At 62.4% G+C, this 20,623-nt stretch carries 24 protein-coding genes; 11 read left to right on the top strand and 13 right to left on the bottom strand.

The features are described from left to right. Window positions 1–2: 2 nt before the first annotated feature. The 3 genes from minE to HKK54_RS19625 all read left to right on the top strand — a co-directional run bounded on the left by minE (window position 3) and on the right by HKK54_RS19625 (window position 2,474). Window positions 3–257, top strand: coding sequence for a cell division topological specificity factor MinE (gene minE / locus HKK54_RS19635; RefSeq protein ID WP_003175252.1), 255 nt, complete (start codon window positions 3–5; stop codon window positions 255–257). A 96-nt stretch (window positions 258–353) separates the two neighbouring features. After that, a complete protein-coding gene (locus HKK54_RS19630) occupies window positions 354–989 on the top strand; it encodes a pseudouridine synthase (RefSeq protein ID WP_169387523.1) in 636 nt (211 codons plus the stop codon). A gap of 195 nt (window positions 990–1,184) precedes the next feature. Then, window positions 1,185–2,474, top strand: a complete 1,290-nt coding sequence (locus HKK54_RS19625) for a M18 family aminopeptidase (RefSeq protein ID WP_003209095.1) — start codon at window positions 1,185–1,187, stop codon at window positions 2,472–2,474. A 62-nt stretch (window positions 2,475–2,536) separates the two neighbouring features. Here the strand turns inward: HKK54_RS19625 and HKK54_RS19620 are convergent, their stop codons facing one another. Further along, window positions 2,537–3,763, bottom strand: a complete 1,227-nt coding sequence (locus HKK54_RS19620; RefSeq protein ID WP_178120987.1) for a molybdopterin molybdotransferase MoeA — start codon at window positions 3,761–3,763, stop codon at window positions 2,537–2,539. Further along, complete coding sequence (gene moaB / locus HKK54_RS19615) at window positions 3,747–4,286, bottom strand: molybdenum cofactor biosynthesis protein B (protein ID WP_003209092.1); 540 nt, start codon at window positions 4,284–4,286, stop codon at window positions 3,747–3,749. Before moaB ends, HKK54_RS19620 begins: the two co-directional genes overlap by 17 nt. A 75-nt stretch (window positions 4,287–4,361) precedes the next feature. Between moaB and mobA the strand changes: the two genes are divergently transcribed. Together mobA and HKK54_RS19605 are read left to right on the top strand one after the other, a co-directional pair. Beyond that, on the top strand, window positions 4,362–4,964 hold the full coding sequence (gene mobA / locus HKK54_RS19610; protein WP_169387522.1) for a molybdenum cofactor guanylyltransferase MobA: 603 nt from the start codon (window positions 4,362–4,364) through the stop codon (window positions 4,962–4,964). Window positions 4,965–5,044: 80 nt separating this feature from the next. Continuing rightward, the gene (locus HKK54_RS19605; RefSeq protein ID WP_003209090.1) at window positions 5,045–5,266 is read left to right on the top strand and encodes a YgdI/YgdR family lipoprotein; all 222 of its coding nucleotides are present in this window, start codon (window positions 5,045–5,047) and stop codon (window positions 5,264–5,266) included. Between the two features lie 57 nt (window positions 5,267–5,323). On the opposite strand, the gene HKK54_RS19600 is transcribed toward HKK54_RS19605, so the two are convergent. The 11 genes from HKK54_RS19600 to HKK54_RS19550 all read right to left on the bottom strand — a co-directional run bounded on the left by HKK54_RS19600 (window position 5,324) and on the right by HKK54_RS19550 (window position 15,798). Next, entirely contained in the window at window positions 5,324–6,214 is an 891-nt protein-coding gene (locus tag HKK54_RS19600) for a pseudouridine synthase (protein WP_085989930.1), read from the bottom strand. A 65-nt stretch (window positions 6,215–6,279) separates the two neighbouring features. Then, on the bottom strand, window positions 6,280–6,615 hold the full coding sequence (locus HKK54_RS19595; protein ID WP_029616120.1) for a hypothetical protein: 336 nt from the start codon (window positions 6,613–6,615) through the stop codon (window positions 6,280–6,282). A gap of 74 nt (window positions 6,616–6,689) precedes the next feature. Further along, window positions 6,690–6,926 (bottom strand): glutaredoxin family protein, encoded by a 237-nt coding sequence (locus HKK54_RS19590; RefSeq protein WP_010176117.1) that lies wholly within the window; start codon window positions 6,924–6,926, stop codon window positions 6,690–6,692. 79 nt (window positions 6,927–7,005) lie between these two features. Then, entirely contained in the window at window positions 7,006–8,007 is a 1,002-nt protein-coding gene (locus tag HKK54_RS19585; protein WP_169387521.1) for an aromatic ring-hydroxylating oxygenase subunit alpha, read from the bottom strand. Continuing rightward, entirely contained in the window at window positions 8,004–9,143 is a 1,140-nt protein-coding gene (locus HKK54_RS19580; RefSeq protein WP_169387520.1) for a hypothetical protein, read from the bottom strand. Before HKK54_RS19580 ends, HKK54_RS19585 begins: the two co-directional genes overlap by 4 nt. Continuing rightward, a complete protein-coding gene (locus tag HKK54_RS19575; RefSeq protein ID WP_169387519.1) occupies window positions 9,140–10,288 on the bottom strand; it encodes an ATP-grasp domain-containing protein in 1,149 nt (382 codons plus the stop codon). Before HKK54_RS19575 ends, HKK54_RS19580 begins: the two co-directional genes overlap by 4 nt. Then, complete coding sequence (locus tag HKK54_RS19570; RefSeq protein ID WP_169387518.1) at window positions 10,276–11,634, bottom strand: F390 synthetase-related protein; 1,359 nt, start codon at window positions 11,632–11,634, stop codon at window positions 10,276–10,278. The genes HKK54_RS19575 and HKK54_RS19570 overlap by 13 nt, the downstream gene beginning before the upstream one ends. Continuing rightward, a complete protein-coding gene (locus HKK54_RS19565) occupies window positions 11,624–12,478 on the bottom strand; it encodes an MBL fold metallo-hydrolase (RefSeq protein ID WP_010176123.1) in 855 nt (284 codons plus the stop codon). Before HKK54_RS19565 ends, HKK54_RS19570 begins: the two co-directional genes overlap by 11 nt. Beyond that, complete coding sequence (locus HKK54_RS19560; protein ID WP_169387517.1) at window positions 12,475–13,482, bottom strand: NAD-dependent epimerase/dehydratase family protein; 1,008 nt, start codon at window positions 13,480–13,482, stop codon at window positions 12,475–12,477. The genes HKK54_RS19565 and HKK54_RS19560 overlap by 4 nt, the downstream gene beginning before the upstream one ends. After that, entirely contained in the window at window positions 13,482–14,501 is a 1,020-nt protein-coding gene (locus HKK54_RS19555; protein WP_169387516.1) for a beta-ketoacyl-ACP synthase 3, read from the bottom strand. The genes HKK54_RS19560 and HKK54_RS19555 overlap by 1 nt, the downstream gene beginning before the upstream one ends. An 88-nt stretch (window positions 14,502–14,589) precedes the next feature. Continuing rightward, entirely contained in the window at window positions 14,590–15,798 is a 1,209-nt protein-coding gene (locus tag HKK54_RS19550) for an ammonium transporter (RefSeq protein ID WP_010176130.1), read from the bottom strand. 348 nt (window positions 15,799–16,146) lie between these two features. Between HKK54_RS19550 and HKK54_RS19545 the strand changes: the two genes are divergently transcribed. The 6 genes from HKK54_RS19545 to HKK54_RS19520 all read left to right on the top strand — a co-directional run bounded on the left by HKK54_RS19545 (window position 16,147) and on the right by HKK54_RS19520 (window position 20,483). After that, window positions 16,147–16,461 (top strand): DUF883 family protein, encoded by a 315-nt coding sequence (locus HKK54_RS19545; protein WP_010176132.1) that lies wholly within the window; start codon window positions 16,147–16,149, stop codon window positions 16,459–16,461. A gap of 3 nt (window positions 16,462–16,464) precedes the next feature. Then, window positions 16,465–16,851 carry a phage holin family protein gene (locus HKK54_RS19540; RefSeq protein ID WP_003209078.1) on the top strand — a complete coding sequence of 129 codons (387 nt, stop codon included), beginning with the start codon at window positions 16,465–16,467 and terminating at the stop codon, window positions 16,849–16,851. After that, a complete protein-coding gene (locus HKK54_RS19535; RefSeq protein ID WP_010176133.1) occupies window positions 16,848–17,189 on the top strand; it encodes a hypothetical protein in 342 nt (113 codons plus the stop codon). Before HKK54_RS19540 ends, HKK54_RS19535 begins: the two co-directional genes overlap by 4 nt. Before the next feature lie 93 nt (window positions 17,190–17,282). Further along, the gene (locus HKK54_RS19530) at window positions 17,283–18,446 is read left to right on the top strand and encodes an EAL domain-containing protein (protein WP_010176134.1); all 1,164 of its coding nucleotides are present in this window, start codon (window positions 17,283–17,285) and stop codon (window positions 18,444–18,446) included. Window positions 18,447–18,518: 72 nt separating this feature from the next. Next, entirely contained in the window at window positions 18,519–19,850 is a 1,332-nt protein-coding gene (locus HKK54_RS19525; protein WP_003209075.1) for a deoxyguanosinetriphosphate triphosphohydrolase, read from the top strand. Window positions 19,851–20,075: 225 nt separating this feature from the next. Next, complete coding sequence (locus tag HKK54_RS19520; protein ID WP_010176135.1) at window positions 20,076–20,483, top strand: response regulator; 408 nt, start codon at window positions 20,076–20,078, stop codon at window positions 20,481–20,483. Window positions 20,484–20,623 lie beyond the last annotated feature (140 nt).

The raw sequence follows: 20,623 nt of genomic DNA, 5'->3' as shown, positions 1-20,623 counted from the left end.
CAATGAAATTTCTCGACTTCTTTCGCGCCAACAAAAAGCCAAGTACCGCGTCGGTAGCGAAAGAGCGTCTACAGATCATCGTGGCGCACGAACGCGGCCAACGCAGCACCCCGGATTACCTGCCAGCCTTGCAGAAGGAACTGGTTGAGGTGATCCGCAAGTACGTCAATATCGGCAACGATGACGTGCATGTCGCCCTGGAAAATGACGGCAGCTGCTCGATTCTGGAACTCAATATCACCCTGCCTGATCGTTGATCGAAAAGGCGGTCGCCACGGCGGCTCGGTTACCTGGCTCCCCACAAGGGGCCGGGTGAGCGAGCCGCCGTTGGCGTTTGTTACGAGGCTGTTTTAATGCCGTTGTCCAATGTCCATATCCTTCATCAGGACGCTGCTGTCCTGGTGGTGAACAAGCCAACCCTGCTGCTCTCGGTGCCCGGTCGCGCCGACGACAACAAGGACTGCCTGATCACCCGCCTGCAGGAAAACGGCTACCCCGAAGCCCGCATCGTCCACCGGCTGGACTGGGAAACGTCGGGCATCATCCTGCTGGCTCGCGACGCAGACACCCACCGTGAACTGTCCCGTCAGTTCCACGACCGGGAAACCGAAAAGGCCTACACCGCGCTGTGCTGGGGCCAACCGGAACTGAACAGCGGCAGCATCGACCTGCCATTGCGCTACGACCCGCCGACCAAGCCACGGCACGTGGTGGATTATGAGTTCGGCAAGAACGCTCTGACGTTTTGGAAAGTGCTGGAACGTTGTGGCGACTGGTGCCGGGTTGAACTGACGCCGATCACCGGCCGTTCGCATCAACTGCGGGTGCACATGCTGTCCATCGGGCATCCGTTGCTGGGTGACGGTTTGTACGCCCATGAACAGGCACTGGCCGCCTGGCCACGCCTGTGCCTGCACGCCAGCATGTTGAGCTTCACCCATCCCCAGAGCGGCGAGCGTCTGCGCTTCGAGTGCCCGGCGCCGTTTTAAGCTGCAACCCCGATCAAATGTGGGAGCTGGCTTGCCTGCGATAACGGTGTGTCAGCCCCATATTGGTGACTGGCAGACCGCTATCGCAGGCAAGCCAGCTCCCACATGGGTTTTGTGCCCGTATCAAGAAAGCAGCTTCCCTCCAAATTCTGAGCCAATACGGTAAACTCGCGCCATTGCTGTCTGGAGCTACTTATGCGCGAAGAGTTGAACCAAGGCCTGATCGACTTCCTCAAGGCCTCCCCTACCCCGTTTCATGCCACCGCCGCCCTTGCACAGCGCCTGGAAGCGGCCGGTTTCCAGCGTCTTGACGAGCGCGAGACCTGGACCACCGAGGCCAACGGGCGCTATTACGTGACCCGCAACGACTCCTCGATCATCGCCTTCAAGCTCGGCCGCCACTCGCCCCTGCAAGGCGGCATCCGCCTGGTCGGCGCCCACACCGACAGCCCGTGCCTGCGGGTCAAGCCACAACCTGAACTGCAACGCCAGGGCTTCTGGCAACTGGGTGTGGAAGTGTACGGCGGCGCGCTGCTGGCACCGTGGTTCGACCGCGACCTGTCCCTGGCTGGCCGCGTGACTTTCCGCCGTGACGGCAAGGTCGAAAGCCAGTTGATCGACTTCAAGCTGCCCATCGCGATCATCCCCAACCTGGCCATTCACCTGAACCGTGAAGCCAACCAGGGTTGGGCGATCAATGCCCAGACCGAACTGCCGCCGATCCTCGCGCAGTTTGCCGGTGACGAGCGTGTGGACTTCCGCGCAGTGCTCACCGAGCAGTTGGCCCGTGAACACGGCCTGAACGCCGATGTGGTGCTCGACTATGAACTGAGCTTCTACGACACCCAGAGCGCCGCGGTGATTGGCCTCAATGGCGACTTTATCGCCGGTGCCCGCCTCGACAACCTGCTGTCGTGCTACGCCGGCCTGCAAGCCTTGCTCACCGCCGAAACCGACGAAACCTGCGTACTGGTGTGCAACGACCACGAAGAAGTCGGCTCGTGCTCCGCCTGCGGTGCCGACGGCCCGATGCTGGAGCAGACCCTGCGTCGCCTGCTGCCGGAAGGTGATGAATTCGTACGCACCATCCAGAAGTCGCTGCTGGTGTCTGCGGACAACGCCCACGGCGTGCACCCCAACTACGCCGAGAAGCACGACGCCAACCACGGCCCGAAACTCAATGCCGGCCCGGTGATCAAGGTCAACAGCAACCAGCGCTACGCCACCAACAGCGAAACGGCCGGGTTCTTCCGCCATCTGTGCATGGCTGAAGAAGTGCCGGTGCAGAGCTTTGTGGTACGCAGCGACATGGGGTGCGGCTCGACCATCGGCCCGATCACGGCAAGCCACCTTGGCGTGCGCACCGTGGACATCGGTTTGCCGACGTTTGCCATGCACTCGATTCGCGAGCTGTGCGGCAGCCATGACCTGGCGCACCTGGTGAAGGTGTTGAGTGCGTTTTACGCGAGTCGTGATTTGCCGTAACCGAGGCTAATGCTGTACCTGTGGTGAGGGGCAAGCCCCTTCACCACAGGGCACTGCAATACCTAACTCAAGACTTCACTCAACGGAATGAAGTTGACCCGATCACCGATCTCCAGCGTCGTCCCTTCCCGCACTTCCACCAACCCCTCGGCCCAGGCCGCACTGCGCAGCACACCCGAGCTCTGGTTGCGGTAGATGATCGCCTTGCCCTGCTCCAGCCGACCGCGCAAGTACTCGCGACGGTTCCCCGGCTTGGCCCACACAAACCCCACCGGCACTTCAATGCGCAACGGCTGCACATCCTGCACGCCCTGGCGGCGCAACAGGTAAGGCCGCGCCAGCAAGGCGAAGGTCACCAGCGTCGACGCCGGGTTGCCCGGCAAACCGATCACCGGCACGCCACGAAAATGCCCGAACGTCAGCGGCTTGCCCGGCTTGATCGCCAGCTTCCACAGCGCCAGTTCACCTTCTTCGCGCAGCGCAATCCCGAGGAAATCCGCCTCGCCCACCGACACACCGCCGGTGGACAGGATCAGGTCAACCGAGCCCAACGCCCCCAGGCGCTCGCGGGTTTGTTCCAGGTCATCCGGCAGGATCCCGGCGTCCACCACTTCGCAGCCCAGGCGCTCCAGCCAGCTGCACAACACCCGGCGATTGCTGTTGTAGATCTGCCCGGGGCCCAACGGCAGGCCCGGCTCGATCAACTCGTCGCCGGTGGACAGCACGGCCACACGGGCGCGACGGATCACCTCCAGGCGATCACGGCCCAGGGATGCGGCCAGCCCCAGTTCGATCGGGCCCAGGCGTGTACCCGCGGGCAGCACCAATTCGCCCACGGTGGTTTCCTGGCCTTGGGGACGGATGTTTTGATCCACCTGCAGCGACTCGGTAAAGCTCACGCGCTGATCAGGGTGGACCACGGCGTTTTCCTGCATCTCAACGCAGTCCGCCCCTTCCGGCACCGGGGCGCCGGTGAAGATCCGTGCACAGGTGCCGGCGGCCAAGGGCTGCGGTGCCGTGCCGGCGAAAATGCGCTGGCTGACTGCCAGTGGCTCGCCGGTCCAGTCCGCCAGGCGCAGGGCGTACCCGTCCATGGCGCTGTTGGGCCACGGCGGCAAGTCCAGGGTAGAAACCAGCGCCTGCGCCAGCACCCGGCCGTCACATTCGGCCAGCGGCAAGGTTTCCTGCTCGCGAATCGGCGCTGCCTCAGCCATCGCCAGCAGTTGTTCGAGGGCGTCTTCCACCGGCATCAACGTGCCGGTCTTGCCCGGCTTACCCACGGGATTCACAGGGCTCGGCCTGTTTCAAATGCGGGACAAAATTGCACGGGCGGTGACGGTTATCCAGTTGCTCGGCGAGTATCCCGTCCCAGCCGGTACGCACCGCGTTGGTGGAGCCCGGCAGGCAGCACACCAGGGTGCCATTGGCCAGGCCGGCCAGGGCACGGGACTGCACGGTGGAGGTGCCGATATCGGCCACGGAAATTTGCCGGAACAGCTCACCAAAACCATCTACCTGCTTGTCCAGCAAGCAGCTCACCGCTTCCGGGGTGCTGTCGCGGCCGGTGAAGCCGGTGCCGCCGGTGATCAACACCACCTGCACCACATCTTCGGCAATCCAGTGCGCCACTTGCGCACGGATTTTGTACAGATCATCTTTAAGCAGCACCCGCTCGGCCAGCAGGTGGCCGGCGGCGGTCAGGCGGTCGACGAAGACCTGGCCCGAGGTGTCGGTTTCCAGGGTGCGGGTGTCGCTGACCGTCAATACAGCGATATTCAGGGGTACAAAGGGCGCATCAGCCTTGGCTTTCATGGCTCGGTCCGGTTGTCGAAGGAACAGCCCGATGTTATATCACAGCCCCCCATTTCACTGCCCGCAGGAGCCGTCATGCCAAGCCATTCTTTCCCACTGCCCTGCTCCGTGCTGTTGCTGGCCGGCGGCCGCGGCCAGCGCATGGGCGGCCTCGACAAGGGCTTGCTCGACTGGCACGGGCAGCCGCTGATTGCGCACCTGCAGCGCCTGGTGCGGCCGTTGACCGACGACCTGATCATCTCCTGCAATCGCAACCAGGCGCAGTACGCGGCGTACGCCGACCAATTGGTCGGCGATGACAGCCCGGACTTCCCCGGCCCCCTTGCCGGTATCCGCGCAGGGCTGGCGGCGGCACGGCATGGGCATCTGCTGGTGTTGCCGTGCGACGTGCCGCAAATCGATGAGCAACTGCTCGCCGACCTGCTCAGCACGGCCCGGCAAAACCCGTTGCTGCCGGTGATGGTGCGCCATGGCGACTTCTGGGAGCCGTTGCTGTGTGTGATACCCACTCTGCTACATGAAACTTTCGAGCGTGCCTGGGCAGCCGGCGAGCGCAGCCCACGCCAGATCATGCAGGCGCTGGGGGCCAAGGCCCTGGATTGCCCTGCGGATGACCCTCGTCTGGCCAACTTCAACACACCTGAGTTGTTGCACCGCCCGCCCAGCGTGTCAGAATGAACGTCGAACAAGGAACTTTGCCGGCGTTGCACACGTCACAAGGTCAGTACTCAACAAAGCATTCTCTCGGAGACAAACTCATGACTCAACGGACCATCGCCGCTCTCATGCTTGCACTGGGCCTCGCTACCCTTGCCGGTTGCGCCTCGCCAACAGTGATCACCCTGAATGACGGTCGCGAAATCCAGGCCGTCGACACTCCTAAATTCGACAAGTCCACCGGCTTCTACGAATTCGAACAGCTGGATGGCAAGCGCACCCAGATCAACAAGGATCAGGTTCGCACCGTTAAAGACCTGTAAGTCTTAACGCCGGATACGAAAAAGCCCGCTTGATGCGGGCTTTTTCGTACCTGGGGTTTACCAGTCCAGGCTGATCTCGCTGCGGAAACTGCGCTCCTGGCCGGTCACCGGGTCGATAAAACGCACGCCCTGGGCCAGCAGCTTGAGCGGATTGGCGTAGTCATCCTCGGCATCCTTGATGACGTCAGGGTAGAACGGGTCATTGCAGATACTCGCGCCCAACGCCGTCATGTGCACCCGCAACTGGTGTTTCTTGCCGGTCACCGGAAACAGGCCATAGCGCCACAAGTCACCCTGCTTTTCCCGCACCTCGACTGCGGTCTCGGTGTTGCTCGCCCCCTCGCCTTCCTGCATGCGAAAGAACGGCTCGCCATCCACCAGCCGGCTTTTATGCACCAACGGAAACGTCAGCCCGGGCAAGGCCGGGGCAATGGCTTCATAGAACTTGTCGATCTTGCGCGTGGGAAACAGCTGTTGATACGCCGAACGCGTCCGGGGATTGGCCGAAAACAACACCAGCCCCGCCGTATGCCGGTCGATGCGATGCAGCGGCACCAAGGCCGGGTTGTCCAAGCGGCGAATCAAGCGCCGCAACAGGGTTTGTTCGACGTACTCACCGGCGGGCGTTACCGGCAGAAAATGCGGCTTGTCGGCCACCACCAAATGTTCATCGGCGTACAGGATGGTCTCCTGTACCGGGATCACTTTCTCGTTCGGCACTTCACGGAAATAGTAGATGCACAGGCCTTCGCGGTAGGCGAGGTCCTGGTGGATGGGGGCGCCATTGATGTCCAGCACCCGGCCCCGGGCGACGCGGTCCAGCCATTGTTCACGGCTGATGGCCGGGAAGTGCTCACACAGGCAATCCAGCACGGTCGCCCAGGCGCCTGGCGGCAGGTACAAGGTGCTGGCTTGGTGCTGGGCAGCGGAAAAAACGGACATGGGCAGGCTCAAGACGTGGACATACAGGCGGGCATTATCCCGCATGCCGCTGGATCAGGCCCAGCACAGATTCAGGCCTTGACCAATTCCGCGCGCAACACCGGCGATGCACTGGCCGCCTCGGTGAATTCCTTGAGCCAGCGCAGCACATCCACCGCTTCCCAGCGGCCTGGATCGTAAAGCGCGTACAGCAAGCCCTGATAGCCCACCACATCCAGCTGCTTGTGATAACCGGCACGCTGGAACAGCGCCTCGATCTCGGCAAAGCAGGTATTGAAATGCACTTTGTTAAACGGCGTCTTGCCTTCCGTGACCAGGCCATCGAGGCGCAGCTCGTTCACCGCGTCGCGCACGACGTCGGCGGACATGCGATTGACGCTGCTTTTCAGTTGTTCAACATTCACCACGGGCGTTCCCTCTCATTCAATCGCTGTACAAACATACAGTAACCGAATAATCGGGAACTCGCCATCGCCGAGTGCTAGCCAAGAAAGTTCACCACCTGCGCTTCGTCGAACGGCCACTCCAGCTCGGCGCCCGTGTCCACCCGGCGCAGCACCGGAATCCGCAGGCCGTAGGCCTCGAACAAGGCTTCGGAATCGGCGATATCCACCAACTCCACCAACAGGCCGTGTTCGACCAACGGCATGATTTCGGCTTCGGCAAACTCACACAGGTGGCAGCCCAGGGTGCCGAACAACTGACATTCAGGAAGCATGGCAAAGGGTCCGGGAAGAATCAGGTGCCTATTCTAACAGTGTCCGGGTACCGCAAAACACGGCCCCTTCCTGACGCCCCTACAGCCAGATTTCCAGCTCTCTCTCGGCAAAGACCAGTGGCTGACCGTTCTCCAGCAACTGTCGTATGCCAGGCCCCAGCAGGTCTTGCGGCCCATCCAGGGGCGTCGCCGGGATGCGGTGAAAGCGCCGCTGATTAGCGCTGACACGCTCGAGGATCTGACGGTCCTGGCGCAGGATCACCCCGAACAACCGGCGCAACACCCAACGCTTGAGCAGCGCCGGCAATACTCCGCGTGTCGTGGCCACCCGGGCAAACAAGCGCAATTGGCCATCGCCACTCGGCGTCATCCACGCACTGACCAGCAAGTTAACGCCGCCGCGTGCATCGCGGTATTCGATCTCGGCCAGCCCCGGCAAACGAAAGCGTCCCATGCTGACGCCACGCTCGCCCTCGAACCAGTGTGAGATCAACCCTGACTGCTTGCCCTCTTCGCTATAGACCGCCTCCACGCCGTCTGCGAGGGCGCGCACCCGAACCCTGAGTTTTTGCCGCTGCCTGTCGTGTCGTATCCACCCGGCATGCACGAAATGCGTGTGAAACCCGTCGAGGAAATTTTCCGCAGCGTCCTGGAGTGAGCACTGCACCTGGTCGGTTATCCAGAACGTGTCGAGGTTCTGCTGCTGCGGGGCAGGCGCAACCGGCGGTGCTTGCGGACGCTCGGGCCCTGGACTGACCCAGACCAGCCCGTGGGCCTCGCAACTCTGCACACTATCCAGCAACGGCTTGTTGCACGCTGCCTGCTCGGTGCCCGGCACCCGCGTACAGCGCCCGTCGGCGGCAAATCGCCAACCGTGATAGGGGCATTCGATCTGCCCATCGCGCACCTTGCCTGCGCTCAATGGCGCAAAGCGATGAGGGCAGCGATCAGGCAGGACGGCGGCGCGCCCGCCCTCATCCCGAAACAGCACCAGCGGCAGACCCAAAAGCTGGCATGCCAACGGAGCATTGCGCAGTTGGTGGCTCAGGGCTACCGGCCACCAGGCGTTTACCTGACTCATAGTTTGAACCTGCGCATCAGGGGCACACCGATGCCATGCAACAGTTGGCTCAGGACGCGCCAAACCCACCTGCGGCCCCAGGATAAATGGGCGACATGGATCAGGCTGTATTCGATTTGCGGCTGGCCCCCGCGCAAGCGTTTGAACCCGGCAGCACCCGAACTGAAATTCAGCACCACACCGCGCTCAACCGCCTCTTGCAGGCACAACCGCGTGAGCTGGCGGTACAACCCGGCCCGCTGTGGCAAGCCCGTGTCGTAACCCACGATCGGCGTGCTGATCAGTGCCGCATTGGCAAACCAGCCCAGGGCACCGTCAATGCGCCCCTCACTGTTGCGTAACGCGCGCATCTCCAGCCAGCCTTCGCGCTGACCACGCTGCATCCACTGGGCGCTGTAGTGCGGGTTCAGCGTGCAGTACTTGTCCAGGTAAAGCAGGTTGTAAAGATGCTCGATGCGTTGGAAGTCGGCGTCGTCCAGCGCTGCGCCCGGCACCACTTCATAGGGGCTGCGGCGCAGCAACGTGGCGTCAAGCCGGGTGTTGTGGTGGTTGAGAAACGCGGCCTGTGCCCCCTCCCGGCCATCGAACAGATAGACCTGCCGAGTGGGAATACTCAGGTAGCCGAGGTTTTCCAGACGCTGGCGCAATGGCCGATTGCTGAAGTCATTCAGCGAGCGAAAACCAAACCCGTGATCGGGAAACGTTCGCTGCAGCAAGGCGGTGATCGCCGGCAACTCGTTGATGTCCCAATCGCCGGGGTAAAGGTTGGTGGACAGAAGCCAGTTGTTGACCTGCACCAGCTTGTCGATCCTGGCCCAGCGCAACATGTGCTGCACGCCCTGGGTCAGGACCTTCAGCGGCCAGGTCAGCCGGGGGCGTCCAAGGCGTTTGATCTCTTCGAGGGCGTAACCGCTGAAGGCGGTTTGAGGCGACACCACGTAGCAATTGCCATCCGGCTCAAGGCCCTCGGTGATACTGACAGGGAACTGCTGCGTCCCGGTGTCGAGCAGCGCCATGCGGGTGCTGACGTTGCCGATCAGCGCGCCGCCGGCGCAGGTGCGCACATAGCGCCGGGCAAGGCTATCGTCGGCGGGTGGGGGCTCATTGAGCAGTTGCTCTTCGAACAGTAACCTCATGGCAGGTACTCGCTCAACGGCTGGCCGTTCCACTCGATGTCTGCGGTGGACGCGGCCAGCAGCCCGCAGCGCCGGGAAGCCGCGCGGGCGATGATTTCCGCCAGGCTCAGGAGTTGGGCAGGCAGGGGCCAGAAGTCACCCTGGCGGGTAATCACATCCCGGGCATCGCTATAGTCACGCCAGAAGCCCGCGTTCAATACCCGCTGCGGCGCTGCCAGCAGAAGCATCGCCAGCGCAATCATCCGGGGTTCGCAGGTGGGTTCAAGCACGCCGCTGCCAGTCAGGCTGGCCACCAGTTGCTTGCGCTGATTGTCAAACAGGTGCACCCCACTGGTGGCTCGCGGGTTGCATTCCAGGACATGAAAATGTCCGCCCGACTCTTCGATAAAGTCGAAGCCGACCTGCCCGGTGTAGCCCGTTTCGCGACCGAATTGTTCTAGAAACTGGCGCACTGGCACTGGCATACAAGGCTCGAAATAAATCCCCGACCCACGCCCCACCCGGTAGCGCGGGTGGTAGCAGCTGTGGGCGCGCAACTCACCGTCGATCAACACGCTGAAGCTGCAGTATTCCCGGCCCTCGATAAACCGCTGCGCCACCCACGGCGCCGCTTCACTGGGCTGTACCTTGACCAGTTGCCCGGCATACGGACGAATCAACGTCTGGGAGGCAAAACGCGAATAAGCCGGCTTGAACACCCACTGGCCTGCTTCATCCATCAATGCCTGCACCGCCGGGCGATCGGTCAACAGCCGGGTTTCAGGCGCCGCCAACGCCCACCCCTCGGTCATGGCGGCAAAGCGCCCCTTGTGATGCAAGCGATGCAGCAAGGCAAAATCGCTGGTCAATATCCGGCACAGCGGCGCCAGGCGTGCGAGACCGTGAGCCAGGTAAAACACTTCCTCGCAGGTGGGCAGTAGCAAATCGATGTGCTGCGCCTGGATCACCCGCGCTAGCGCCTCGATCCAGGCGGCGGGAGCCTGTCGAGGTTCCGGCAAGCGCACAAAGTGTTGCACCGAACAGCTGAAACGGCTCAGCGGCTGGCTCACGGAATCACCCACGCTGACCGTCCAGCCCGCCTCGTCAAAGGCCCGCGCCCACTCCAGGCACGCTGGGGCGCGTGCGCCAAGAATCAGTACATGCATGGCAAACCCTCGGGCAGTTGCAGCAGTTTCAGACGGCGGCGCTTGGCAAACGCCGGCGGCGGCTGCCACTGGCCGAAACTGAACGCCGGAGGTTGCAGCCCCTGCTGCTGGCAGAATGCGTGAATGCTTTGGATCAAGGCCTGGCACAGGTCGGCGTGATCACCGCCAGCTTGCACGTTGATCTGCCAGTGCAGGCCTTGCTGGTGGATTTCATATTCCCGCAAGCACTCACCGTGCATCAGCAAGGCGCGCCGCAGCACATCCGGATAGAGCGCGCGCAATTGAACACCGCTCACGTCGGGCAGCCAAAGAATGTCATCCATACGCCCCTCGACCGCGGCAATCGCGCGTTCGACACGCCCGCACGCGCAAGGCGCCTGGGTCACCCGCAACACATCGTTGAGACGGTAACGCACGATCAACTGGGTGCGTCGGGAGAAGTCGGTGATGATCGGCTGAAAACGTGTGCGCGCGGCGTCCAGCCAATCCGCCTCAATGTGCAGGTGGCTTTCGTTCAGGTGCAAAGTACCCTGTTCGCAGGTGTAGCCAAGGAAGCCTTCGCTGGCCTGGTAAATCTGCCGGGGAGCCACGCCGAACGCCGCCTGCGCCGCTTCTGCATCCGCCGTTTCGAGGACTTCCGCCACCGACAGGATATGGCTCGGGCGGATGGACAGGCGCCCGGCCAGCGCGGCTTCGGCCAACCCGCGCAATACCGTGGCCGGCGCCACCAGTACGTCGGGTTGCTGAGTGTTGAGACGCGACAGGCTGGCGTCGAGCCCAAGGGTCAGGTCGTGGAAGGCAAAGTCGATGCGTCGACTGGCCAGCGTTGTGTAGAGCCGGCTATTGGCCCGTAGAAAGAATGCGATGCGCAACGGCGCGCGCCATGGAAAAAGCAGGCGTGGCAGCAGATGACGCGGCAGCGTGCGCGCCAGCAGGATGCCGGCCCAACGTTGACGCTCAAGGCTGCTGACGAGGAATACACCTTGATTACCCGAGGTCCCGCTCGACAAGCCGACGGTGAGGTCACCCAGCGTCGGGCTGAAATCCCGGGACTCTTCAGCCCGGCGTGCCACCGGCAGCACCTGCGCCAGGCTCAAGCCACGGGTGTTGAACCCGGCGAAATCGCCCATCAGCGTGGCTTTTTCCATCAGCGGCAAAGCACTCAGGTCCGTCACCACCTGCCCCTTGAAACGGTGCGACTGAGGCAATACCCGTTGCAGGAAATACTTCAACTGGCGTGCCTGCCAGGCTTCCAGTTGTTCCCGGCGGGCAAACTGCAGCCGGTAGCGGCTGTGCAGGAAACTGGCTGCGCTGCGCAATGTGCCGATCAAGCGCTCATCGCTCATCGCCGAACGCCTCCCAGGCATGGGTGCAATGGGAAGGCAGCACGGCCACGGCCGGTTCGCGGCGAATCAACTCGCCCAAGCCGCTGTAGGTCTGGCGATACTGTTTGGCATCGTGGCTGGCAAACCACAAGGCCGGTGGCGCCGGCAACCGCCCGGCACGGCAGGCGGGGACCGACCAGCACGCGTCGGCCACCAGAAACACCGGTCGCCCCTGGGCATCGGGCATGAACAAACCCAACTGCCCTTCGCTATGCCCCGGCAGCGGAACGCCCAGCAGGCTGCCATCGCCGAGCAGATCCAGACCTTGATGAAACGGTGTCATCCAGTCCGGCAGCGCGGCTTTTTTGCAGGTGTCGGCGAGGGTCATGCGCGCGGCGAAATCGTCGGGCAACAACGCCGGCAGATGACCGCCCAGGGTCGCTCGCCAGCGATGGCCCCGCAGGCTGTCGATGTGTTTGCGGTCGGCCTCCAATGCGATGAACTTGGCCTGGGGGAAGTCCCTGAGCCCGGCGATGTGATCGCTGTGGAAGTGCGAAATGATCACCGTGCGTATGTCATCGGGACCGATACCGAATGCGCGCAATTGCGTGAGCAGCTGTTCTTTCACCGGCAGCTCGACCGGCACCGCGCTGCGATACAGGCGCTCGGGCAGTGCCTGGGTGGCGTTAAAAAAGTGCTCGGCGTAACCGGTGTCGTAGAGTATCCAGCCCGCGTCGGGATGGCGGATCAAACCGCACAAGGCCGGAAAACGCGTCGGCACCCAGCGCCCTCCCCGATCGGCCAGGCATTCCAGGTGCTGGCACCAGCCGGCGCGCAACACACTCAGGCTGACAGTACGGCTCATGCTCCCACTCCTTGTTGGGCAAGCCACCACTGTGCGTGCTGGCGGATGCCTTCGTCCTGCGTCACGACCGGGCGGTAGCCCAGCTCGTTTCGAATGGCACTCAGGTCCAGGGTTTGGCTGAACGCCAGCACACCGGCGCCATAGCGTGTCAGCAACGGCTCGCCGCTGCCTCTCAGGTGTGCGCCGACTTCCAGCACCCGAGCCAGCGCGTCCATGAGTCGCCATGGCACGCGCCGGGTGCGCAGATTCAGTTGAAACTGCTCGGCGACGCGTTGCAGTAAGTCAGCGACCGTCAACGGCGTGCCATTGCTGACGTTATAGGTGCACACCGCCCGAGGCAGCGGTTGGGTCAGGCTCAACAGCACCGCGTGTACCAGGTTGTCGACGCAGGTAAGGTCCAGTTGCGCCTGCCCCCCTCGCATCAGCGGAATCGGCCCGCGCTGCATCACCCGCACCAAACGTGGCATCAAGGTGGCGTCCCACGGGCCAAACACCGCACGCGGGCGCAGGATCACTGCTTCGGCAAGCCCCGCCTCATTCACCCGCACTTCCGCCAATGCCTTGCTGCGCGCGTATTCGTTGACCGGGGGTGGCAGTGGTTCGTCTTCACGAATATCGAGACGATCACGGAACGCAAAATACAGACTGGGTGTGGACAAGTGCACCAGCCGCTTCACCTGGTTGACGCGGCAGGCATTCAGCACCTCGGCAGTGGAATCGAGATTGGCTCGGGCAAATGCTGGCACCGTGCCCCATGGCGAGGACAGCGCCGCGCAATGAACCACCGCCGCACACGCATGCGAGGCATCGAGCAACGTGCGGCAAGCCCCTGAGGTGCCGTGTTCCAGCGGCACCCAGGATGCCACGCCGGGGCTCTGGCGAATGACCTCGGCCGCAGCACGGGCATTGCGGCCGGTAAACTGCACCTCACACCCCTGGCCGACGAGGCGCCAGACAATGTGCCGACCAATGAATCCGGTGCCACCGGTGACGAGAACTTTCATCAGTACTCCAGGACCATGCCGCCAAGGGATAAGCCCGCGCCGGTACCTATCAACATCAGGCGCTGGCCGCGCTGGATACGCTGGTCACGGACGGCGATATCCAGCGCGGTGGGCAGTGACGCCGCCACCTGATTGCCGTGCGAAGCGAAGATGTCGATGACCTGTTCAGGGGCAAATCCCAACCGCCGGGCCGCATGCTGCATCGCCTGCTGGCTGGCCTGGTGCGGGATGACCCAATCAATCTGCGACTTGGTCAAACCGGCCTGATCCAGCAGTTCATCCACCAGCATGGGCAGGTGTTTGGCCGCCAGCCGAAACACGCTTTTGCCCTGCATCGAAAAACTGGTCAGTGGTTCGAACGGGCCGTCGATGCGCCGCGGGTGATGACGCGAACCGCCGGCGGGGATCTGGCACAAATCTGCGCCTTCGGAATACGTCTTGAGGTTTGAGGCCAGGATTTTCGACCCGACGTCGCTGACCGCCAGCACCACCGCCGCAGCACCGTCGCCGAAGATTGCGCAGACTTCCACCTGCTGCCAGTCCAGCCCGCAGGAAGCGATGTCCGAACACACCAGCAAGATGCGCTGGTAGCGCCCGGCCAGCAGCGGCCAGGACAGCGTATCCAGCGCGGCGATAAACCCCAGGCAACTTGCATTGATGTCCATGGCGGGAATGCCGGAAGACCCCAACCCCAATTCGCGGTGCAACAACGCGGCGTTACACGGCATGCCCTGGTCCATGGTGCCACTGGCACAGACCACCAGGTCGATCTGCTCCAGCGCCAGCCCCGCGGCCAGCAATGCCCGGTGTGCGGCGATGGCACCGAGGCTCGCGGCGTTTTCGCGACGGCTGGCCACGTGCCGATGGGTGACGCCGCTGACGCGAGCGACGCTGCCGGCTACCAGGCCGAGTTGAACATCCAGTTGCGCACTGGTGAGGATGTGCTCAGGCAGTGCATGCCCGGTCCCCAGGATTATTATTGGCCTGTGGGCAAGGGGCAAACGTTGAGAGGTTGGCATTCAAGTTCCGTTTGAAAGGGTGTCGCCTGGTTGTTGTTTGCCCATATTAGCAGCGGCAAGGCGCAACCCCCTAAACGCAAACCGCCCCTCAGTCCTGACTGACGGCGCCAATCTTGTGGATCGACAAATCGGCGCCGTAATACTCCTCTTCCTGACTCAGGCGCAGGCCGTAAACGCGCTTGATCACACCGTACACCAGGAAGCCGCCGACCAGCGCCACCAGCACGCCCAGCGCGGTGCCGATCAACTGGCTGAACAGACTCACGCCGCCCAGCCCACCGAGGGCGGTCTGGCCGAAGATCCCGCAGGCGATCCCGCCCCACACGCCGCACAGGCCATGCAGCGGCCACACACCCAGCACATCATCGATCTTCCAGCGATCCTGGGCCGCGATGAAGCACCAGACAAACAAGCCCCCCGCCACCACGCCCGTCACCAGCGCGCCTACCGGGTGCATCAGGTCGGAACCGGCACAGATCGCCACCAAGCCGGCCAACGGGCCGTTGTGCAAGAAGCCAGGGTCGTTGCGCCCGATCACCAACGCCGCGACCGTGCCGCCGACCATCGCCATCAACGAATTGACCGCCACCAGCCCGCTGACGCCAGAGAGGGTTTGCGCGCTCATGACGTTAAAGCCAAACCAGCCGACGATCAGAATCCACGAGCCCAACGCGAGGAACGGGATGCTCGACGGCGCAAACGCCACCAGCCGCCCCTCCCGATAACGCCCTTGCCGTGGCCCCAGCAGCAACACCGCCGCCAGCGCCAGCCAGCCGCCCATGGCGTGCACCACGACGCTGCCGGCAAAGTCATGGAAGCTGGCGCCGAAGGTGGCCAGCAACCAGGCTTGCAGCCCGTAGTTGCCGTTCCACACCATGCCTTCGAAAAACGGGTAGATGAAGGCCACGATCAACGCGGTGGCACACAGTTGCGGAACAAAACGTGCACGCTCGGCAATCCCCCCGGAAATGATCGCCGGGATCGCCGCAGCGAAGGTCAGCAGGAAGAAGAATTTCACCAGGCCATAGCCGTGGTCAGCGCTGATCACCGCCGCCGGTTGCATGAACGTCACGCCATAGGAGATCCAATAGCCTATAAAGAAATAGGCCAATGTGGAGATGGCGAAGTCACTGAGGATTTTCGACAGGGCATTGACCTGGTTCTTCTGGCGCACGGTGCCGACTTCCAGGAACGCAAAGCCGGCGTGCATGGCCAGGACCATGACCGCACCAATCAGAATAAACAGCGTGTTGGAACTGTGGACGAGGGTGTCCACCGCGCTTTGCAAATTTTCCATGGAGAATGGCAGGCCTGCACATGCAGGAAAAAGCACCAAAGCAGTTCATGACCTTCATGACGCGCACTAAATTGGCACCGGCGGCCCGACCCTCTATTGAGGCCGTGAACCGCTTTAGCGCAGCGTTCAGTGAGAAAGGCAGAATCCGACAGGGTTTTTCCGCGAGTTTTAGTTATTTAGGGTAAGGTTTTTCAGGGTTTTAGCCCCAACCGCCCGGATTCAGCGCAAGGCCCCTGGCCCGCGCACCAAGGCAAAGCAAAAGCTGTACCAGACAATTGCAGTGAACCTTCACCGACGCCGGTGACTCGAAACCAAAAGTAAACAGACCAGCCACTCACGGAGATAACCATGGCCAGAAATACGGCAAAGACTGCTCAAGAAATATTGATGGCGGATTTTCAAACCCTGGTCAGCGATACCGAGAAGCTGTTGGACGACACCGCGATCCTCGCGGGCGACCAGGCGGATGAACTGCGCAGCAAGATTCACGAAAGCCTGCTCAAGGCCCGGGAAACCCTGCAACTGACCGAAGACTCCCTGCGCGAACGCGGCCAGGCGGCTGTCACGGCCACGGAAGACTATGTCCAGGCCAACCCTTGGCAGTCCGTCGGCATCGCGGCCGGTGTGGGCTTTTTGATCGGCCTGCTGGCTACAAGGCGCTAATTTATGTCTATCGGCGAATCCGGCTCGTCCACGGGCCCAAGTTCTACTTCACGGCGCCTGGGCGCGGCTGTCCTGGGTTTGCTGCACAGCCACGTCGAGCTGTTTGGCATCGAGCTGCAGGAGCAGAAAGCCCGCACCGTCAGCCTGCTGCTGTTTGCCGGCCTGGCGCTGGTGTTTGCCTTGCTGTTGCTGGTGGGCCTGTCGGCGCTGGTGATGATTCTGGTGTGGGACACCTACCGCCTGACCGGGATCATCAGCCTGTGTGTGTTCTACATCTTGGCCGCCGCTTTCTGCGGGTTGCGCTTGAAGGCGGCGGTGTTCGATGAGTCCACGCCGTTCCACGCCACCCTCGAAGAACTGGCCAACGACCGGGAGCGCCTGCTGCCATGAGCCTGACTGAATTGCCGCAAAACACTTCCCGGCGGGAGATGCGCAAGGCGTTGATCCGCCTGCGCATGGAAATGCACCGCCAGGAAATTCGTCACGAGTCCCAGCAACTGATGCTGCCGCTGCAAAAGGTCCGCAACATGGGCCAGAGCTGGCAGGACGGCTTTGGCATCAAGCACGCGCCGCTGTGGGGCGTGGGCGTGGTGACACTGCTGGGCTTTCTCACCGGCAAAGGCGCCAAGGGCGGCGGAATCGGCACCATGACCCGCCTGGTGCGGCTGGGTGCCGGTCTGATCCCGCTGATCAAACTGGCCATGCAAGGTGCTTCGCGCAAAAGTTGAGCCGCGCTGGCTGCATTCTTGCAAACAGATCAGGCCCGGCCCTCTCCATCGAGGGCCGGGCCTTTTTCATTTCCGGTCTTTTAAGGAGGCCCCGTGATCGACGGGCAACCGCTCGCCTGCTTCCAGCCATTCATCGATACCGCCACCGGCCGCATCGCCGGCGTAGAAGCCCTGGGCCGCCTGCGCCAGGCGAACGGCCAACTGCGCTCGGTGGGTCCGCTGTTTGCCGACCCGCGCACGCCCTCCGTAGCCTTGCGCCGACTGGACCGGCAGATTCGTGACAACGCCCTGAGCCGCCTGCATGAAGCGCCGGAAGACTGGTTCCTCAGCCTGAATATTTCGCCACGCTGGATCACCCGCCTGCGCCCGGGTCAGGCCCTGCCGAGCCTCAAACAACTGCAGGTACACAACGTCGACCCGCGCCGCATCGTGTTCGAGATCACGGAACTGGGCGGCGATATCCTGCGCCTGGCCGAAGTGGTGGAGCGCTACCGCGAGGCCGGGGCGCGGATTGCCATTGATGACTTCGGCGCCGGCTATTCCCAGCTGGACCGGGTGCTGGCCTTGCAGCCAGACATCCTCAAGCTGGACATGCGCCTGTTCCAGGCCGCTGCCCGGGGCGGCCCAAGTGGTGAGGTGGTACGCGCACTGGCGCAGATGGCGGAAAAAACCGGCTGCTGGATCATTGCCGAAGGCGTGGAAACCGAGGCACAGCTGAATTTCGCCCTGGAATGTGGTTCACGTTATGTCCAGGGCTACCTGTTTGCCCAGGCCCAACTGGACTGGTTCGCCACCGACGCGTTCGTGCCGCGTTTCGCCCATCTGCGCACCGGGTATGTCCAGCAGAAGCTGGCCGAGCGCGGCCGGATCATGCACCTGCGCCACCAACTGGCAGAACTGATGCAGATCCTGCAAACCTGGGCGCAGGCACAGGCGCCCCTGAGCCAGCTGCCGCAATTGCCGGCGTTTCCCTGGCTGCTGCGTTTTTACCAGTGTGATCGGCATGGCACGCAACTGACGCCCAATTTCGAATGGCACCAGGGTGCCTGGCAAGCCGACAGCCGCTACCTGGGACATAACTGGTCATGGCGCCCGTACTTCTATCATCTGCTCGCCGAGGGCTGGGAGGAGCGGCGCTTGAGCCTGTCATCAACCTATCGCGACGCCACCACCAACCAATACTGCCTGACGGCCGGACAATTCTTTGATAATGGTCAGCGCCTGCTGTTAATCGATATCGACGCCGTCGGCCTGTAGTTTTTCGCTTGCGCAGGCCTGGCTGAACCGGGAAGCTGGGCGACGTCATTCACCGCACGGAGAGTACCCGCCTTGGATTGGCCCACCCTGCTAACCCGCGAACGTCTTGGAAAACCCCTGCACAGCCCGGAAGAACTGGGCCGCAGCCCCTTTCACAAAGACCACGACCGCATCATCTTTTCCGGCGCGTTTCGCCGCCTGGGCCGCAAGACCCAAGTGCACCCGGTGACCAGCAACGATCACATCCACACTCGGCTGACCCACTCCCTGGAAGTCAGTTGCGTGGGCCGGTCCCTGGGCATGCGTGTGGGTGAGACGATCCGCAGCGCCCTGCCCGACTGGTGCGACCCGAGTGACCTGGGCATGGTGGTGCAGTCGGCCTGCCTGGCCCACGACATCGGCAATCCACCCTTCGGCCACTCTGGTGAAGACGCGATCCGGCATTGGTTCCAACAGGCTTCCGGACGTGGCTGGCTGGATGACATGAGCAGCGCCGAGCGCAATGACTTCCTCAATTTCGAAGGCAATGCCCAGGGTTTCCGGGTGCTCACCCAACTGGAATACCACCAGTTCGATGGCGGCACCCGGCTCACCTACGCCACCTTGGGCACCTACCTGAAATACCCCTGGACTGCCCGGCACGCCGACTCCCTGGGCTACAAGAAGCACAAGTTCGGCTGCTACCAGAGCGAGTTGCCGATTCTCGAACAGATCGCCCAGAAACTCGGCTTGCCGCAACTGGAAGAGCAACGCTGGGCCCGCCACCCGCTGGTGTACCTGATGGAGGCTGCCGACGATATCTGTTACGCGCTGATCGACCTTGAAGACGGCCTGGAAATGGAGCTGCTGGAATACGCCGAGGTCGAGTCATTGCTGCTGGACCTGGTGGGCGACGACTTACCGCAAACCTATCGGCAGCTCGGCCCGCTGGACTCCCGGCGACGCAAGCTGGCGATTCTGCGGGGCAAGGCCATCGAGCACCTGACCAATGCCGCGGCCCGGGCGTTCGTCGAGCAACAGGACGCCTTGCTGGCCGGTACCCTGCCGGGAGACCTGGTGGAACACATGCACGGCCCGGCCAAGCGCTGCGTGCTGGATGCCAAGGACATGGCCCGCAAGAAAATCTTCCAGGACAAGCGCAAGACCCTGCATGAAATCGGCGCCTACACCACCCTGGAAATCCTCTTGAACGCCTTCTGCGGTGCGGCCCTGGAACAACATGGCGGGCGTACTCCGTCGTTCAAGAACCGGCGCATCCTCGACCTGCTGGGCAACAGTGCCCCCGACCCGTCGTGGTCATTACACGCCTCGTTCCTGCGCATGATCGACTTCATCGCCGGTATGACCGACAGCTACGCCAGTGAGATGGCCCGCGAAATGACCGGACGCTCCAGCCCGCAATGAAGCAGAGCCCTGGCTTATGGCCAGGGCCACCTTTCAAAGAATCGCCCTACGCACGGAACAGAGCGGCCTGATCGAAGTTCTTCCCCGCCGCAATGAATAATCGCGCGCCCTGATCGCAGTCTTTCGAACTGTTCCTACGCCCGATAGCTGACGGGCCCATTAACTTCTTACTACACGCCCTGGCGGAGCGTCTTCAGGGCACTTGCCCCTTTCATGGAAAAAACCATGCACGAACAACTTCGTATCCTGTTGGTGGAGGATCATCCTTTTCAATTGCTGGCGACCCAATGTTTGTTACGAAACTATGGTTACCACGACCTGGCCCTCGCTGAAAATGCCGAACAGGCCATTCGACAGATGACACAAACCGCACTGCCATTCGATATTCTGCTGTGTGATCAATGCTTGCCAGACCTGCCCGGGCTGGAGTTGATTGAAATCGCCCACCGCAGAGGCTTTATAAGGTCCGCGATCTTGCTCAGCGGCCTGCCCGTGAATGAACTGGAAAACCTGAAGGCTCAGGCATACCAGCGTAACTTTCCGTTACTTGGCTACTTGCCGAAGCCGTTGAGCGCCATTGAGTTGAGCGAACTCATACGCCAATTGCCCCTTCCGCGCTCAACAAAAAAGTAGGAAGTTAAACGCCTGAGCCATACGAAAAACCCTATTTATAAAACCGTCCACCCACTGCCACTTACTTTTAAATTTCAGCCACGCAAAACTCTTGCACCCCAACAACAAATACCTCACGAAGCGTAATCCTTTGCTTTTTT

Origin of the sequence: Pseudomonas sp. ADAK13 (assembly GCF_012935715.1) — a bacterium.
Lineage (GTDB): Bacteria > Pseudomonadota > Gammaproteobacteria > Pseudomonadales > Pseudomonadaceae > Aquipseudomonas.
Note: the sequence above shows the minus strand (reverse complement) of the source record. Positions and strands in the feature narration are given on the sequence as shown.

Coding starts and splice junctions, on each gene's coding strand:
- minE (WP_003175252.1), top strand. CDS start 3: ATGAAATTTCTCGACTTCTTTCGCGCCAACAAAAAGCCAAGTACCGCG.
- HKK54_RS19630 (WP_169387523.1), top strand. CDS start 354: ATGCCGTTGTCCAATGTCCATATCCTTCATCAGGACGCTGCTGTCCTG.
- HKK54_RS19625 (WP_003209095.1), top strand. CDS start 1,185: ATGCGCGAAGAGTTGAACCAAGGCCTGATCGACTTCCTCAAGGCCTCC.
- moaB (WP_003209092.1), bottom strand. CDS start 4,286: ATGAAAGCCAAGGCTGATGCGCCCTTTGTACCCCTGAATATCGCTGTA.
- mobA (WP_169387522.1), top strand. CDS start 4,362: ATGCCAAGCCATTCTTTCCCACTGCCCTGCTCCGTGCTGTTGCTGGCC.
- HKK54_RS19605 (WP_003209090.1), top strand. CDS start 5,045: ATGACTCAACGGACCATCGCCGCTCTCATGCTTGCACTGGGCCTCGCT.
- HKK54_RS19590 (WP_010176117.1), bottom strand. CDS start 6,926: ATGCTTCCTGAATGTCAGTTGTTCGGCACCCTGGGCTGCCACCTGTGT.
- HKK54_RS19585 (WP_169387521.1), bottom strand. CDS start 8,007: ATGAGTCAGGTAAACGCCTGGTGGCCGGTAGCCCTGAGCCACCAACTG.
- HKK54_RS19580 (WP_169387520.1), bottom strand. CDS start 9,143: ATGAGGTTACTGTTCGAAGAGCAACTGCTCAATGAGCCCCCACCCGCC.
- HKK54_RS19575 (WP_169387519.1), bottom strand. CDS start 10,288: ATGCATGTACTGATTCTTGGCGCACGCGCCCCAGCGTGCCTGGAGTGG.
- HKK54_RS19570 (WP_169387518.1), bottom strand. CDS start 11,634: ATGAGCGATGAGCGCTTGATCGGCACATTGCGCAGCGCAGCCAGTTTC.
- HKK54_RS19565 (WP_010176123.1), bottom strand. CDS start 12,478: ATGAGCCGTACTGTCAGCCTGAGTGTGTTGCGCGCCGGCTGGTGCCAG.
- HKK54_RS19560 (WP_169387517.1), bottom strand. CDS start 13,482: ATGAAAGTTCTCGTCACCGGTGGCACCGGATTCATTGGTCGGCACATT.
- HKK54_RS19555 (WP_169387516.1), bottom strand. CDS start 14,501: ATGCCAACCTCTCAACGTTTGCCCCTTGCCCACAGGCCAATAATAATC.
- HKK54_RS19550 (WP_010176130.1), bottom strand. CDS start 15,798: ATGGAAAATTTGCAAAGCGCGGTGGACACCCTCGTCCACAGTTCCAAC.
- HKK54_RS19545 (WP_010176132.1), top strand. CDS start 16,147: ATGGCCAGAAATACGGCAAAGACTGCTCAAGAAATATTGATGGCGGAT.
- HKK54_RS19540 (WP_003209078.1), top strand. CDS start 16,465: ATGTCTATCGGCGAATCCGGCTCGTCCACGGGCCCAAGTTCTACTTCA.
- HKK54_RS19535 (WP_010176133.1), top strand. CDS start 16,848: ATGAGCCTGACTGAATTGCCGCAAAACACTTCCCGGCGGGAGATGCGC.
- HKK54_RS19520 (WP_010176135.1), top strand. CDS start 20,076: ATGCACGAACAACTTCGTATCCTGTTGGTGGAGGATCATCCTTTTCAA.